Source organism: Enterobacter cloacae complex sp. HYC003_NIDB (assembly GCF_056673375.1).
This window is the reverse complement of the sequence record NZ_CP114220.1, coordinates 2,586,340-2,601,849: the sequence shown is the minus strand read 5'-3', so window position 1 is coordinate 2,601,849 and position 15,510 is coordinate 2,586,340. Positions and strand designations below refer to the sequence as shown.

Sequence of the window (15,510 nt, the reverse complement as noted above, 5' to 3'; positions counted from 1 at the left end):
CACGAATAGCCATAACCCTATATTTCACAAGATTATTTTGCGGGCTCGTTTAGACAGTGTTCGATTTCTAATCATCCCGGAAAGGTATCATTTCAGTGCGAAATCATCGCCCTGAACAGGACGTAGCATTATGAAGACACATCCACAGTACGAACCCTGGTTGCAGGGCATGCTCATCATCGCGAAATATTATCGGCTGGATTTTTCGGCGGAGCATGTTCGGGTCACGATTAACCATGAAAGCCAGTCTCCACGCCAGCTGGTGCTGGAGGAGATGGCGCGCCAGCTTGGGCTGGGGATGCGTTGGGTGGCGGCGGGAGCCGTAGCGCTCGATCCGTGGCGTTTACCGCTGCTGGCGGAGTTCACCGGCGGGCAAATTGCGGTCATCAACCGTATGGACAACGAAGGGAACGTCAGCGTGCAGTTTAGCGGCGACGGGGGCCTGGAGACGACGCTGACGCGCGACGAACTCGGTTCGCGGTTAAAGGGGCTGATGGTGCTGCGTCCCCTGGAGTCCACGCCGGATGCGCGCGTGGATGATTACATCAAACCCTATGAGAAAAACTGGTTCTGGCAGCTGGCGCTGAAAGACTGGCGTCGTTACAGCGACATAATGCTGGTGGCGCTGGTCGCCAACGTGCTGGCGCTCTCCGGCATGGTCTTTTCCATGCAGGTGTATGACAGGGTGGTGCCGTCCCAGTCGGAGGCCACGCTGTGGGTGCTGTTTGGCGGTGTGATGATCGCCATCGTGTTTGAATTCATCATGCGCATGCTGCGGGTGCATATTTCGGACGTGGTAGGGAAACGCGCCGACCTGCGTATTTCCGAGCGCGTGTTTGCCCACGCCCTGAGGATTAAAAACGGCGCACGGTCGAAATCGACCGGGTCGTTTATCGCCCAGATCCGCGAGCTGGAGTCAGTGCGGGAGCTGATCACTTCCACCACCATTGCCGCTATCTCCGATCTGCCGTTCTTCCTGCTGTTCGTCTTCATTCTGTGGATGATTGGCGGCCCGCTGGTGCTGGTGGTGCTGCTGGCCGTACCGCTGCTGCTCATTCCCGGCCTGCTGGTGCAGCGCCCGCTGGGAAAACTCTCCAGCGAAGGGATGCGTGAATCGGCGATTCGTAACGCCACGCTGGTGGAAGCGGTGCAGGGGCTTGAGGACATCAAGCTAATGCGCGCCGAGCAGAGGTTCCAGAACCAGTGGAATAACACCAATGACGTTGCCGCGAGCGTCGGCATGAAGCAGCGCTGGCTGACGGGGCTGCTGCTGACCTGGACTCAGGAGGTGCAGTCTATCGTCTACGCCGTGGTGCTGCTGGTGGGGTGTTATCTGGTTATCAGCGGCGACATGACCACCGGTGCGCTGGTGGGCACCTCGATTCTGGCGTCCCGGACCATTGCGCCCCTGTCGCAGATTTCCGGCGTGCTCTCCCGCTGGCAGTCGGCAAAGGTGGCCCGCAAGGGGCTGGATGACCTGATGCAGCGCCCGATTGACGATCCCCAGCACGGCAAAAAAGTGCATAAAGCCCATCTGCGCGGTGATTATCGGCTGGACGACGTCGGGTTTTATTACGACGAAGAAGAGAAGCTTACCGTGCTGAATATCAGCAAACTGCGCATTCGCGCCGGGGAGCGCGTGGCGGTGCTCGGGCGGAATGGTTCGGGGAAAAGCACCTTGCTGCATCTGCTGGCGGGAATGCAGGAGCCACAGCAGGGCAGCATTTTGCTGGACGATATTGCTCTCAATCATCTTGACCCGGCCGACGTGCGCCGCGACATGCAGTTGCTCAGCCAGCAGGCGCGGCTGTTCTTCGGCTCCTTACGCGACAACATCCTGATGGGTAATCCGCTGGCGACAGACGAGGAAATCCATCAGGCGCTGGTCAACAGCGGCGCGCTGGAGTTTGTGCGCAAGCAGAAAATGGGGCTGAACACCATCATCAATGAGGGCGGAACGGGGCTTTCCGGCGGGCAACGTCAGGCGCTGCTGCTGGCGCGCGCGCTGATCACCTCGCCGAATATTCTGCTGCTGGATGAACCCACCGCCTGGCTGGATGAGGTCAGCGAGAAGCAGTTTATCCAGCATCTGCACCAGTGGCTCGGTAAGCGCCGGACGCTGGTGGTGGCGACGCATCGTCTGCCGATTCTGGACCTGGTTGACCGCATCATCGTCCTGGAAAACGGCAAAGTGGTGATGGATGGCCCTCGTGAAGCCATTTTACGCCAGCACGGAATGGCCCCGCAGCAGGCGCCGCAGCGCACGGTTAAACTGAAAACGGAGGGCGTGGCATGAATGATTTCTCCCGCTTTAACAGCCGGCTCAAGGAGCCGCGCCTGCCGCGTTCGTCGCTGGTGGCATGGTCGCTGTTTGCCCTGCTGGTGGTCTTTATTACCTGGGCCAGCCTGTTCCAGCTGGATGAGGTCACGACGGGTAGCGGCAAGGTGATCCCGTCCTCCCACGAGCAGGTGATCCAGTCCCTTGAAGGAGGGATTATTCACAGTCTGATGGTGCGCGAGGGCGATATCGTCGAGCGTGGTCAACAGCTTGCCCAACTGGACCGGACGAAAACCGAGTCCAGCGTGCTGGAGAGCGAGTCTCGATTAAACGCCGCGATGGCGACGGCCGCGCGTCTGAATGCTGAGGTAAACGACACCGGGCTGACATTCCCGGCAGAGCTGGATGACGACGTTGAGTTGGTCAAACAGGAAACGGCGCTTTATCAGTCACGTCGCGAAAGCCTTGAAAAAGGGCTGGCGGGTTTACGCCAGGGAGCAGATCTCGTGCAGCGTGAACTGGCATTAACGCGCCCGCTGGTGACGCAGGGGGCGGCCAGTAAGGTCGAAGTCTTACGCCTTGAACGTCAAAAAAATGAGCTGGAGAGCAAAATCACCGAAATGAAAAACCAGTACTACGTTCGCGCCCGCGAAGAACTGGCAAAAGCGAACGCGGAAATGGAAGCGCAGCGTTCGGTCATGAAAGGACGCGAAGATTCACTCACCCGCTTAACGTTTAATGCGCCGGTGCGTGGCATCGTGAAGGACATTGACGTGACGACGGTGGGCGGGGTGATCCCGCCGAACGGCAAACTGATGAGCCTGGTACCGCTTGATGACCAGATGGTGATAGAAGCGAAAATCTCGCCGCGCGATGTCGCGTTTATCCATCCCGGGCAAAAAGCGCTGGTGAAAATCACCGCCTATGATTACTCCATCTACGGCGGGCTGGAAGGGGAGGTGACGATGATTTCCCCGGATACCCTTCAGGACGAGGTGAAACGGGATGTTTATTATTATCGCGTTTATATCCGTACGGACAGTAACCATCTGACCAACAGGCAGGGCAAGGAATTCCCGGTGTTCCCGGGCATGATAGCCACGGTTGATATCAAAACCGGCAGTAAATCCGTCATTGATTATCTGCTGAAACCGTTGAATAAGGCAAAAGAGGCGCTGCGCGAGCGATAAAAAAGGCGTTCAGCAAACCGAACGCCCGTCAGATCAGAGTGTAGGCGTCATGTTGACAACATGGCGTCGTTCTTTTGGTACCACATTGATGTAATGTGTGACATACGCAAAATATAATCCGGCATAATTTTCGACAAGCTCGATAAAGGCCGGATAAATCGACATCCGGCCATCGCCGCGATCTTTAAGATAACCTGCCTCCTGCGCCGATTTGATAATCCGTTTAACATGAATACGCGAAACGAAAAATTCTTTTGCCAGCGTGCTGGCTGAATACGCTATTATGGCACCATGTGCTGTTTTGTTTTTGATGGCCTGCAAATAGAGATAGAGCATAATCATTCGGCCACCATCCTTATCAATAAATAAACCCACCTCCGGAAGCACTTTCCTGAATGTTAATCCGCGGAAAAGGTACTCTGCGGCGCGCCGGAAAAAGTTGTGCCTCAGAATATCATTGTCCAGAAGGTTAGCATTTATATTGAATGTCGGAAAAAGAATGCTAACAGGCGTAAACGCCCCGGACATATAGCGTTTCAGCTCATCCAGTCCTTTTTCCGTTGGTGCGATTTTTGTTTTTCGGCGATCTTCGGTACAGCGCCAGGTCTTAATTCGCCCGGTGGTCTTAAGTATGGTGATGATCGCGATAACACTGTTAGGGCTGGCGATATTATAGCGGGTACACAGTGCCTTTATCTCTGAAACTGACTCAGCCTGATTACCAAAAACAAAACAACACATGGACAGTATTATGTTGAAGCGTGATTCCTGAAGCATCGTTTTATAGAACAAGGGTTGTTTTTTATAAATGGCATCATTGATTCTGTAGTGCTCTGTTATAGCTTCACCAAATCGCGGGTTGTTTTTAATAACATCCCTTCGATGTAGCAAAGCCCTGGATGAAATGTGATTATCCATAGCATTTTCTCTTTTTGTCTGGGCCGATAAGATGAAGTGTCTGGTCTTCTTTTTCGGAATTTTCATTATACCTTGTGAAGTGCATATTTACTGTCGTTATATGAAAAGAAAGTAATATTTATGCTGCATATGGATGAGTGGGTTGATTAACGCAAAGATGTTCCCGTGCATAACATTGATAACGGTTTATTAACCAAATGGGGTGCGGTAAAATTATTCAATGCGACAAAGAATATTGGCTTTAATCACATTTGGGAATGATATTTACATTCTCAGGAGCAGGTTATGTCTCAAAACTTACCTTTTATGCAAGGTACTTGCTACAAGCAACGATTCGTTATTTCAGCCTGCGGTTTCACCTTCGAGGGGTATAGCCTGCTTCTGAAGTCTCGTGGCGTAAACGCCACGCGGCTCCATTTTGAAGAGGATGAAGTTTGCTCAGGTGATGTGCAAAAAATGATGCAAAATCAACAACATGAAGTTTCTGTTTTTCTTGGTCGCGACGTGACTGCCTTTCTTGAAAGCCTGAAACGGTTGGTCTCGGTTCTGAATGCACTGCCGGTTATTTGTAGCGTGACCCTGTATGGTGCAATACCAGAAAGGTGGCTTTATGCCACGCTGAAAAGTCTCGTTAATAATACCAGATCGTTGTCGAGGATCAGGGTGGCGAATATTTCAGAGGTAATGAATTGTGTAGAGAATATTTCTGAAGTACATGCCGATTCGTCACGTTTATTGCGTGAAGGACCTGAGAAAGAAGGTAAGGAAAGCCTGCATGGTTTATCAAAACGTGAATTAACCGTATTGCTGAATTTTTATCGAGGTATTTCGATAAAAGAGCAGTCGGCGAGGTTAGGTTTGTCAGATAAAACCATTTATACTCATCGTAAAGTGGGGTTGGGTAAATTATATCTTATCAGAGTGTGGTTTAGCGATGCACGTGTCTTAAGGGATGAGGTCTGTGCAGTAAAGAACAAAGCGCAGGGGTTTTCGGAAGCAGAAATAAATATATTGCAGGCGTTACATAAGCGGGAAATCTTTGCGGCTTATCAAATTATTACCGATGGCGATAAAAAAGGAGTGGGCTTTGAAATTCTGCTGCGCTGGCATAAAAACGGTCAGGTCCTGAAACCAGGCCAATTTCTGGATGGGATAAAAAATGGCGAAATTTGGCTCAAGCTGACGGCGTTAGTCATTCACGCGGCCGTGTCAGGTATCAACAGATACAATGGAAAATATTATTTTTCGGTTAATATTCCTCCTCAACTGGCTGCCGGGAACGCGCTGCCGGGAATGGCGAAAAAAGCCGTTGAAATGTTACTGAAGCCGCAGTGGGCCGGGAAACTTGTCTTTGAATTAGCTGAAACCATTGATGTAACAAAGGATCCAAATATTCCTGTCACTCTCCAGCGTTTACGCGCCGAGGGGTGTCGGCTGTTTCTGGATGATTGCTTTTCCAGAGATTACGCTATGTTACCCATCCGACAGATTAATTTTGATGGACTGAAGCTTGACCGCGATATAGTTGAGCACTTTGTTGCTAACGACAATGACAATAGCATTATTAAAGCGATACAGATATACAGCGACATGACGGGAAGGGAATGCGTTGCGGAAGGCGTCGATAGCGAAGAAAAATTTGAAAAACTTGTCGCATTAGGGGTTAAGCGCTTCCAGGGATATTATCTTTCCCGGGCGGTTAAAGAAGAAGAGCTGGATCGAATGGTACGGCTATTTAGTTAATGGCTTCACTATACTGGTGGTACGACAGACTTAACTCTTCGACCACCAGCAAAAACAGTCACTCACCAGGGCAATAATCTGTTATCAGATATCATCGCGCGTAAAACCGACAACAATTTCAAGCGTGTTTCGAATGACATCGCAGGCTTCGGGCTCCTCGGTAATTTCGAGGGCGTGAATCAGTTGCAGGATAATCTCTTTATTTGAGAGATTGTCACCGGTCAGCATAATACAGCGTATTGCCGATCCCAACACTTCAACCTCACCACTGAGATGCTTTCCAGCATTAAGAAAATGTTCCGCCAGTCCTTTATCGTGCAGGGCTTCAAAATTATACGTTTGCTGCATAATCGCTTTACTCATGGTGGTCACCGTTTCGGTTAAAATTAGTGTTTCTTGTCTGGGGTCAGAAGCGTGTTGTGAGTAAAGAGAGAGCGCATGCGCCCAATATCATAATCGCCCATCACTCTTCCCCGGTCGTGCGATACGCCGGTTACACGCTGGCGTACTTCATCTTCAGCGGCAATCAATGCATTTTTGCGTTCATCATTTGATTCAACGTTAGCCATCGCCCGCAGGCGACCAGCAAGAGACGCAAAGGTAATAGGTCCGTTCTCTTTCAGTATGGATAATACGGCCTCACCGATAAGGTCATCCTTAAGTCGTTCAAATTTAGTTCTATGCATAGCTTCAATCTCACTCTGCTACACGCAGGAGGCTGTAGCATGGGGTTAGTCATCGCATTCAGGAGCTCTATTCTCACTCAGCATGACTAACTTAGTAAGTTAAAAAAACAGTGTTCAGGTTAACGCTCGAAGAAGAGGGCTATCAGAGCGTTATAGTGCGCTTTCTCAACGTCAGACGTTGACTCTTCAATTCTGCGCAACAGCTTTGTACAGATTGTCATTCTGCTCAGTTGTACATTTTCTTTGATGATCTCACTGACGATAGCACCAAGGGTTTCCTGCTGTGTTGGGACGTTATCCTTGTTAAAATACAAGGTGATAGCGCTTTCTGCTGTAGAGGGAGCATGGTTGCGACGCATAATTTTCCACCGTTAACAAACAATTTTGTAACATCAGTGGCATTGAATTTATACTATTCGATCAAATCTGTACATTAAAATTGTACAACTTTTCACGTGGATCGTGTTTTTGTCAGGAAAACTATCAATAATAGGGGGGGAAAGAGCAGGAAAGAGGGGAAAAGGAAAGGCCCCGAAGGGCCTGAAATTATTTACGTCCCAGCAGAAGTCCCAGAACGATACCTACCGCACCCGCAGCGATTAAGCCCGTTAAGGGATTGTTTCTGACGGCTTCAGTGACATCCGAGACGGCATCACTGGCCTGGGCAGCATATTTTTTCGCTGCACCTTTCACCTGGTGTTTAGGGGAATCAACGAATTCACCAAACTGCTGCTGCGCAGAGCCGGATAATTCATCAAGTTTGTTTTTGGCTTTATCGCCAGCGTACTGTGCATTTTTATCAGTGTCGAAATCAGACATTCCAGCCTCCTTTTGTTGGTAGTCTAAGGATAGACGCTGATTGCAGGAGTGAGCGAGAATTCGCTGAAATCGACGGCAGATTGCCCCTTTTTAGGACATGTCTTTCTTACATGATCACCATAACGTCCAAAAAATGTCGTTCTCTACGCAGCGCGAAGAGACTGTTTCTGCCGTGCGTGAGTGCGAAAGGTAACGTAATAGCCAAGGGATGCGGCCAGGCACAGCATATAGCCGAATGATTCCGAACCTTCCTCCACGGCGTTTTTCACGACACGCATATAGCCATGCTCCAGGATGTCGTGCCACAGCACCTGCATTCCAAAGAGGCGGGAGAAGACCAGTACAGCCAGCAGGCCGCTCAACAGAATGCCGTACCAGGGGGATTGGGTATATTTTGCCAGCTGTTCCAGGGTAGCGCGAAAATGCATAACGGGGCGAATTAACGCCAGCAGAGCCGTAATCAGCGCGAACCACACCCAACTCCCATGAGAAATGAGATCAAAAAGCGCGTCCAGTTCACGAATTAGCATTGTCAGGAAAAATCCGCCCACCAGAATATTACAGTAACGCATGGATTCGTCCATTTTCGCCAGACGAAAATGGAGAAAGACAATAGTCGCTAATACCGTTTCCTGCATAATTTCGGTCAGTGATAATTCCGGAATATCATGGCCGACAAACCGCATATCAACCCAAAGACACAGTACGATAAGTGCGCAAGCGGCCGCCGCGCCAACGAAGAATAAAAAGCTCTTTAGTACAATCATTAACACCACCATTTTGTTTGTAGCGAATATGTTAGGTGACGCGAATGTTATTTCTGTTCACATTGTGCCATATAAGTGCGGATTTTTAACATTTTGAGCTAAATAGGGTTGGTCACGACGAGACGAAAGCGTAAATATCGTCAGCCTCGTCTGTGCTGTTTAGGCCGGCGCTGTCATTACGGAGGGTGCCTTCAGGCAACGGGATGTCAGGGTATTGAGGGACCAGCGAGAGGTGGAAAACACAGCTGCGGAACTATCTTGTCGATGTTTTTTTAAGAACGAACTCTAATAGAGAAAGCGTTCAGTTCCACAAAAAATGCTGTTTCTCCACCCTGGCAATTATTTTTCTTCTTTGTACTCACCTTTTGATTTCAGTTTATCTCTAACAAGGTTGGCGCAACTGGTTGCATTCTGTAAACTCTGATCGTTTACAATAGAGGACCGAGATTTTAAAACTTTGTTGTAAGCATCTTTAACTTTCGGACTGACTGTTGCAGCATAACTATCTGGCGGGAAGTCACCCAAAGGTTCTTTGTCACCGCTTAAGGCCTTAGCGCAAGCATTATTAATTTGGTCATCAATGCTTAATTGATTTGCGTTAGCAGATAACGAAAAAGCTAAAACCAAAGAGGCGAGAACAATTCTTTTCATACTTAGTCATTCCTTAATGATGAAGCGTTGTGATCCGAATTCAATTTGTAAAACCCAATTGTGATAGTAATATTTATCAGAGTGTATATCTAATTCTATTAGATAAACCGGATCCGAACCAGTTTCAGCAATGTTTTCTGTCCGAACATGCTGTATCCGACTTATTTTGTTTATTACAGGCTAAATGTTATCAAAGATAAATATATCCAACATGTATTAGTCTATTCTTTTTCGTATTCTTATGACACCTACATTCTTTAGTGGGGGGTAGTGTGCTTGCACAAGTCTTTAAAAGTAGGATTTTTAAGGGAGAATGACGTTGTATGACTTCATCTGTACCACACTTGCATTACACTTAATAACAAGAACAACCAACACGTTAATTTTAAAGGGACAGTGCATGTCTGCCATGGATTTATCCAATCTACTTTTCGCTCATGACGCACCTGATTGCCCACTTCTGGTATATCAGCGAGTCACCAATATTAACTCCAGACGCTGATTTTTCACATTACCTACGGCTCTACTTAAAACCCACACTAAACTTCATGTTTACATAAAATCGTATTAACAGATACAATACCCCCCTATAGTATCAGGAGGGCGTATGCCGCATTCACCCGAAGATAAAAAACGTATTATGACCCGCGTCCGCCGCATTCGGGGCCAGGTTGATGCCCTTGAACGCGCCCTGGAATCGGGCGATCCCTGTCTCGCCATTTTGCAGCAAATTGCCGCCGTGCGCGGCGCTGCCAATGGTCTGATGGGGGAAATGGTCGAAATTCACCTCAAAGATGAGCTGGTGACGGGGGAGACCACCCCGGATCAGCGGGCAGTGCGGATGGCGGAAGTCGGCCATTTACTGCGCTCTTATCTAAAATAAACCCACACACCTCACAACAAGGGAAAGACATCATGAAATCTCGCGCAGCTGTCGCGTTCGGCCCAGGCCAGCCGCTGAAAATCGTTGAAATTGATGTTGCTCCGCCGAAGAAAGGCGAAGTGCTGATCAAAATTACCCACACCGGCGTTTGCCATACCGATGCGTTTACCCTGTCCGGTGACGATCCGGAAGGCGTATTCCCGGCGGTGCTCGGCCACGAAGGGGGCGGTGTGGTGGTGGAAGTGGGTGAAGGCGTCACCAGCCTGAAGCCCGGCGACCATGTGATCCCGCTCTACACCGCAGAGTGCGGCGAGTGTAAGTTCTGCAAATCCGGCAAAACTAACCTCTGCCAGGCCGTGCGCGCCACGCAGGGCAAAGGACTTATGCCGGACGGCACCACCCGTTTCTCCTATAACGGCGATCCCATTTATCACTACATGGGTACCAGCACCTTCAGCGAATACACGGTGTGCGCCGAGATCTCACTGGCGAAAGTGAATCCGCAGGCCCCGCTGGATAAAGTCTGTCTGCTCGGCTGCGGTGTCACCACCGGTATCGGCGCGGTGCATAACACGGCGAAAGTGAAAGAGGGGGACACCGTGGCGGTGTTCGGCCTGGGCGGGATCGGTCTGGCGGTTATCCAGGGCGCGGTACAGGCGAAAGCTGGGCGTATCATTGCTGTGGATACCAACCCGGAGAAATTTAAGCTCGCAGGTGAGATGGGGGCGACCGACTTCATCAACCCGAAAGACTACGACAAACCGGTTCAGGACGTGATCGTGGAGCTGACCGATGGCGGCGTGGACTTTAGCTTCGAATGTATCGGCAACGTCAACGTAATGCGCTCAGCGCTGGAGTGCTGCCACAAAGGCTGGGGCGAGAGCATCATTATCGGTGTGGCCGGCGCGGGTCAGGAGATCAAAACCCGTCCCTTCCAGCTGGTGACAGGGCGCGTATGGCGCGGGTCAGCATTTGGCGGCGTGAAAGGCCGTACTCAGCTGCCGGGCATGGTTGAAGATGCGATGGTCGGTAAAATTCAGCTTGATCCGTTCATTACGCACCGCCTGCCGCTGGAGCAGATCAACGAAGCCTTCGATCTGATGCACGAAGGAAAATCCATTCGCACCGTTATCCATTTCGGCGACAACTGATTATTCTGCCAGCGGTTTTTTCCGCTGGCATTTCTTCCCTGATCTTCTCTAAAGTGTGACCTGTCCGGCGCTTTTAGACGTAATTTAATTCCCTGGCGTGCCGATGACTCTTTTACAGGCGTGTTATTACGCATCTTACCTATAAGAGAGTCGACGGTCATGGACAACACAACATCGATGCAGGCGCAGCCTAAGCTGAGTTTCTTGCATCACATCCGGCTGGTTCCGCTGTTTTCCTCCATTCTCGGTGGCATTATTCTCCTGTTTGCATTGAGCTCAGGTCTGGCAGGCTATTTCCTGCTCCAGGCCGATAACGATCAGCAGGATGTCACGGCAGAAATCCAGGTGCGCACCGGTCTGTCAAACAGTTCCAACCATTTACGCACCGCCCGTATCAACATGATCCACGCGGGTGCGGCCAGCCGTATCGCGGAGATGGAGGCGATGAAACAAAACATCGCTGAGGCTGAGATCCGCATCAGGCAGTCGCAGGATGGATTTGCCGCCTATATGAAGCGCACCGTTCGTACCCCGGCTGATGAAGCGCTTGATGGCGATCTGAAAGCCCGCTATGACGCCTACATCGCCGGTATGCAGCCGATGCTGAAATATGCCAAAAACGGCATGTTTGAAGCCATTATTAACCACGAAAATGAGACCGCGCGTCCGCTGGACGATGCCTATAACGCGGTGCTGCTGAAGGCGATAAAAATCCGCACCGAACGCGCCAACGCGCTGACGGCACAGGCTCACACCCGCACCCGGCTGGGGCTGATGTTTATGTTCGGCGCGTTTGGCCTGGCGCTGGCGCTGGCGGTGATCACCTTTGTGGTGCTGCGCCGTACGGTGATAAACCCGCTCCAGCGAGCCGCTACGCGTATCGAAAATATCGCAAAAGGCGATTTGACCATGCCGGACGAACCGACCGGACGCAGCGAAATTGGCCGCCTGACGCGCGATCTGCAAACGATGCAGCACGCGCTGGTGACAACCGTGGGCACCGTGCGGCAAGGGGCGGAGGAGATCTATCGTGGAACCAGCGAGATCTCCGCGGGTAACACCGATCTCTCTTCCCGTACCGAGCAGCAGGCGGCGGCGATTGAACAGACGGCGGCCAGCATGGAGCAGCTCACCGCGACGGTGAAACAGAACGCCGATAACGCGCATCATGCGAGTAAACTGGCAGAAGATGCCTCCGGTAAGGCCAGCCGCGGGGGGCAGATGGTCTCCGGCGTGGTGAAAACCATGGGTAATATTTCCACCAGCTCGAAGAAGATCTCTGAAATTACCGCCGTGATTAACAGTATCGCGTTCCAGACCAATATTCTGGCGCTCAACGCGGCGGTCGAGGCGGCGCGTGCGGGTGAACAGGGACGCGGCTTTGCGGTCGTGGCGAGTGAAGTCCGCACCCTGGCAAGCCGCAGCGCGAATGCGGCGAAAGAGATTGAAAGCCTGATTAATGAATCTGTGTCGCTTATCGATCAGGGTTCCGGGGAAGTGGTTGCGGCGGGCAATACCATGAATGAGATCGTCGAGGCGGTTAAACGCGTCACCGATATTATGCTGGAGATTGCAGCGGCGTCCGATGAGCAGAGCCGCGGCATTGTTCAGGTGAGCCAGGCGATTTCCGAGATGGACAAGGTGACGCAGCAGAATGCCTCGCTGGTGGAAGAAGCTTCTGCGGCGGCGGCCTCGCTGGAAGAGCAGGGCGCACGTCTGACGGAGGCTGTTGGCGCGTTTCGTCTCATCGGGGCAGGGGCTGGACGGACTACAGCCCCTGCAACCGCAGCGAAATCCGCGCCTTTAACCCCGGCGGCGGCCGTCTCAGGTGATAACTGGGAAACGTTCTGAGTAAGACAGACCCGCCTTCGCGGCGGGTTCTGCATTTAGGGTCAGAGAGGCATTGATTTACGAATGGCGCTTAACAGCGTTTGCGCGCCTTCAGAGAGCGGGGCATCTACCCGCGTCAGGATCCCAATCGGTTCTCCCGCGCCGGGCGATGTTACCGGCAGCGCCGTAAGCACGCCGCGTCGCAGATCGTCCTTCACCGCGCCGGACGGCACAAACCACACGTAGTCGTAATCCACCGTAAGCTGGCGCGACAGCGACGCCGAGAGCGTTTCAATACACCCGGAAGGCAGCGTGCAGCCCTGCATTTGCAGCAACGCTTCCGCATTCTGACGCGGAACGGTTCCTTTTGGTGAGACCACCACCGGCCACTCCATCACGCGGCTCAGGGTCACGGTGTCCTGCAACAGGGGATGATTCGGACGCACGACCAGCTTCAGCGATTCCAGGAACAGCAGCTCGTAATTCAGGCCGCTCATCAGTTCCGGATCGGACATCCGCCCAATGCCCAGATCCAGCTCGCCTGACTTCAGGCCCGCCAGCAGCATGGTGTTATTCATGGTCGCGACCTGAAGCGTGGCGTGCTTTTGCTGACGGTGGAACTGGCCGATCGCCGCAGGCAGTATTCCCAGCGCCGCCGTTGGCAGCGCGCCCACGCGCACGATGTCGCTGGCCGACTCCTCTTTGCGGTTGAGCGCCTGACCGGCGGTATTGAGGGCATCGAGAACTTTAACGGCATGCGTCAGGAACTGTTCACCCACAAGAGTAAGCTGAGCGCCCAGACGGCCGCGATCGAACAGGCGGGTTCCGGTAAGCTGTTCCAGTTCGTTCAGCGTTTTGGATAGTGCAGGCTGACTGAGGTTAAGGGTTTCAGCCGCTCGCCCCAGCGTTCCCTGTTGAGCGACGGCCACAAAAGTATGCAAATGGCGCAAGCGTATGCGCTGACTGAACAGACCATTTTTTTCCATAGGCGATGTTAAAAACAGAGCGACGCGGGTGACAAGTTAAGATGTTTGAATTTGATAACCTGATAGCAAAATATTTTTAACATTTGATCTATTTGAGTTACAACCGTTTTTCGAAAATGCCCACGCTTTGACCACTGGTCTGCCTGGATCACAATTCGTAAATTCTTCCCAACGAAAGGAACGGGCTTCTCTACACTCCAGGTAGTATTCACTGGAGGCATGACATCATGGCGAACACCATCACGGCTGATGATATTCGGGAACACTTTTCGCAGGCTATGTCGGCGATGTACCAGCAGGAAGTTCCGCAGTACGGCACCTTGCTGGAACTGGTGGCGGACGTTAACCTGGCGGTTCTGGAAAATAACCCACTTTTACATGAACAACTGGCAAACGCAGACGAACTGGCGCGCCTGAATGTTGAACGTCACGGTGCGATCCGCGTTGGCACCGCGCAGGAGCTTTCCACCCTGCGCCGGATCTTCGCCATTATGGGCATGTATCCGGTCAGCTATTACGATCTCTCCCAGGCGGGCGTGCCCGTCCACTCGACGGCGTTTCGTCCGACAGACGATGCGGCGCTCTGCCGTAATCCGTTTCGCATTTTTACCTCGTTGCTGCGCCTGGAGCTGATTGAAAACGTTGCGCTGCGCGAAAGGGCGGCGGAGATCCTCTCCCGGCGCAACATCTTTACGCCGCGCTGCCTGGAACTGATCGACCTGCATGATGCGCAGGGACACTTTACTGAGGCACAGGCGCGCGAATTTGTGCAGGAAGCCCTGGAAACCTTCCGCTGGCATCGCCATGCGACGGTCGATCAGGAAACCTATCTGGCGCTGAGCAACGAACATCGCCTGATTGCCGACGTGGTCTGTTTCCCGGGGTGCCATATCAACCATCTCACGCCGCGCACGCTGGATATCGACCGGGTGCAGGAGCTAATGCCGAAGTACGGCATTGAGCCGAAAATTCTGATTGAAGGCCCGCCGCGCCGCGAGGTGCCGATCCTCCTGCGCCAGACCAGCTTTAAGGCGCTGGAGGAGCCGGTGCTTTTCGCGGGAGAACACAAGGGCACCCATACCGCGCGTTTCGGTGAGATTGAGCAGCGCGGCGTGGCCCTTACGCCGAAAGGGCGCGAGCTGTACGACAGTCTGTTAAATCAGGCCGGGACCGGCAAAGACAACCTGACCCACCAGCTTCACCTGCGCGAGATCTTCAGCGCCTTCCCGGACAGTGAAATGTTCCTGCGCCGTCAGCGGCTGGCTTATTTCCGCTACCGTCTGACCCCGACAGGTGAGGCGCATCGCCACGCATTTCGTCCCGGCGACGATCCGCAGCCGCTGATCGAACGGGGCTGGGTTGTGGCACAGCCCATCACCTACGAGGATTTTCTGCCCGTCAGTGCGGCGGGGATCTTCCAGTCGAATCTTGGCAATGAAACGCAGGCGCGCAGCCACGGCAATGCCAGCCGCAATGCCTTCGAAGCCGCGCTCGGCTGTGCGGTGTACGACGAGTTTTCGCTTTACGAGGGGGCGGAAGCGCGCAGCAAACAGCGTTGCGGTTTGCTCTGAAACCGTTACTCTGCAAGGGTGTGATGGAAAAAGAAGG

General features: G+C 52.4%; 15 protein-coding genes. 7 read left to right on the top strand and 8 right to left on the bottom strand.

Annotation, left to right across the window (positions count from 1 at the left end; all coding sequences use genetic code 11):
• Positions 1 to 130: 130 nt before the first annotated feature.
• Together O1722_RS12405 and O1722_RS12400 are read left to right on the top strand one after the other, a co-directional pair.
• Complete coding sequence (locus O1722_RS12405) at positions 131 to 2,296, top strand: type I secretion system permease/ATPase (RefSeq protein WP_033487929.1); 2,166 nt, start codon at positions 131 to 133, stop codon at positions 2,294 to 2,296.
• Complete coding sequence (locus O1722_RS12400; RefSeq protein WP_032104109.1) at positions 2,293 to 3,468, top strand: HlyD family type I secretion periplasmic adaptor subunit; 1,176 nt, start codon at positions 2,293 to 2,295, stop codon at positions 3,466 to 3,468. Before O1722_RS12405 ends, O1722_RS12400 begins: the two co-directional genes overlap by 4 nt.
• A gap of 33 nt (positions 3,469 to 3,501) precedes the next feature.
• On the opposite strand, the gene O1722_RS12395 is transcribed toward O1722_RS12400, so the two are convergent.
• A complete protein-coding gene (locus O1722_RS12395; protein WP_032655601.1) occupies positions 3,502 to 4,386 on the bottom strand; it encodes a hypothetical protein in 885 nt (294 codons plus the stop codon).
• Positions 4,387 to 4,671: 285 nt separating this feature from the next.
• Here O1722_RS12395 and O1722_RS12390 point away from each other — a divergent pair, with 285 nt between their 5' ends.
• Positions 4,672 to 6,129, top strand: a complete 1,458-nt coding sequence (locus O1722_RS12390; protein ID WP_033487930.1) for an EAL domain-containing protein — start codon at positions 4,672 to 4,674, stop codon at positions 6,127 to 6,129.
• Positions 6,130 to 6,213: 84 nt separating this feature from the next.
• Here O1722_RS12390 and O1722_RS12385 read toward each other — a convergent pair whose 3' ends face one another.
• The 6 genes from O1722_RS12385 to O1722_RS12360 form a co-directional block, all read right to left on the bottom strand.
• Positions 6,214 to 6,492, bottom strand: coding sequence for a biofilm development regulator YmgB/AriR family protein (locus O1722_RS12385; protein ID WP_044596271.1), 279 nt, complete (start codon positions 6,490 to 6,492; stop codon positions 6,214 to 6,216).
• Positions 6,493 to 6,515: 23 nt separating this feature from the next.
• Positions 6,516 to 6,815: a hypothetical protein gene (locus tag O1722_RS12380; RefSeq protein WP_032669919.1), complete on the bottom strand. Its 300-nt coding sequence runs from the start codon at positions 6,813 to 6,815 to the stop codon at positions 6,516 to 6,518.
• 119 nt (positions 6,816 to 6,934) lie between these two features.
• Complete coding sequence (gene ycgZ / locus O1722_RS12375; protein ID WP_033487931.1) at positions 6,935 to 7,174, bottom strand: regulatory protein YcgZ; 240 nt, start codon at positions 7,172 to 7,174, stop codon at positions 6,935 to 6,937.
• A gap of 187 nt (positions 7,175 to 7,361) precedes the next feature.
• Positions 7,362 to 7,634: an ElaB/YgaM/YqjD family protein gene (locus tag O1722_RS12370; protein WP_003857263.1), complete on the bottom strand. Its 273-nt coding sequence runs from the start codon at positions 7,632 to 7,634 to the stop codon at positions 7,362 to 7,364.
• A gap of 143 nt (positions 7,635 to 7,777) precedes the next feature.
• Entirely contained in the window at positions 7,778 to 8,401 is a 624-nt protein-coding gene (locus O1722_RS12365; protein ID WP_032104107.1) for a hypothetical protein, read from the bottom strand.
• 339 nt (positions 8,402 to 8,740) lie between these two features.
• On the bottom strand, positions 8,741 to 9,052 hold the full coding sequence (locus tag O1722_RS12360) for a hypothetical protein (RefSeq protein ID WP_033487932.1): 312 nt from the start codon (positions 9,050 to 9,052) through the stop codon (positions 8,741 to 8,743).
• Positions 9,053 to 9,659: 607 nt separating this feature from the next.
• On the opposite strand from O1722_RS12360, the gene O1722_RS12355 reads away from it, so the two are divergent.
• The 3 genes from O1722_RS12355 (at position 9,660) to O1722_RS12345 (ending at position 12,937) form a co-directional block, all read left to right on the top strand.
• Complete coding sequence (locus O1722_RS12355) at positions 9,660 to 9,935, top strand: metal/formaldehyde-sensitive transcriptional repressor (RefSeq protein ID WP_032104106.1); 276 nt, start codon at positions 9,660 to 9,662, stop codon at positions 9,933 to 9,935.
• Positions 9,936 to 9,967: 32 nt separating this feature from the next.
• Positions 9,968 to 11,086, top strand: a complete 1,119-nt coding sequence (locus O1722_RS12350) for an S-(hydroxymethyl)glutathione dehydrogenase/class III alcohol dehydrogenase (RefSeq protein ID WP_033487933.1) — start codon at positions 9,968 to 9,970, stop codon at positions 11,084 to 11,086.
• A gap of 159 nt (positions 11,087 to 11,245) precedes the next feature.
• Entirely contained in the window at positions 11,246 to 12,937 is a 1,692-nt protein-coding gene (locus O1722_RS12345) for a methyl-accepting chemotaxis protein (protein WP_032648265.1), read from the top strand.
• Between the two features lie 41 nt (positions 12,938 to 12,978).
• Here the strand turns inward: O1722_RS12345 and O1722_RS12340 are convergent, their stop codons facing one another.
• The gene (locus tag O1722_RS12340; protein WP_015570563.1) at positions 12,979 to 13,902 is read right to left on the bottom strand and encodes a LysR substrate-binding domain-containing protein; all 924 of its coding nucleotides are present in this window, start codon (positions 13,900 to 13,902) and stop codon (positions 12,979 to 12,981) included.
• 227 nt (positions 13,903 to 14,129) lie between these two features.
• Here O1722_RS12340 and hglS point away from each other — a divergent pair, with 227 nt between their 5' ends.
• Positions 14,130 to 15,473, top strand: a complete 1,344-nt coding sequence (gene hglS / locus O1722_RS12335) for a 2-oxoadipate dioxygenase/decarboxylase HglS (RefSeq protein ID WP_370941426.1) — start codon at positions 14,130 to 14,132, stop codon at positions 15,471 to 15,473.
• The last annotated feature ends 37 nt before the right edge of the window (positions 15,474 to 15,510 follow it).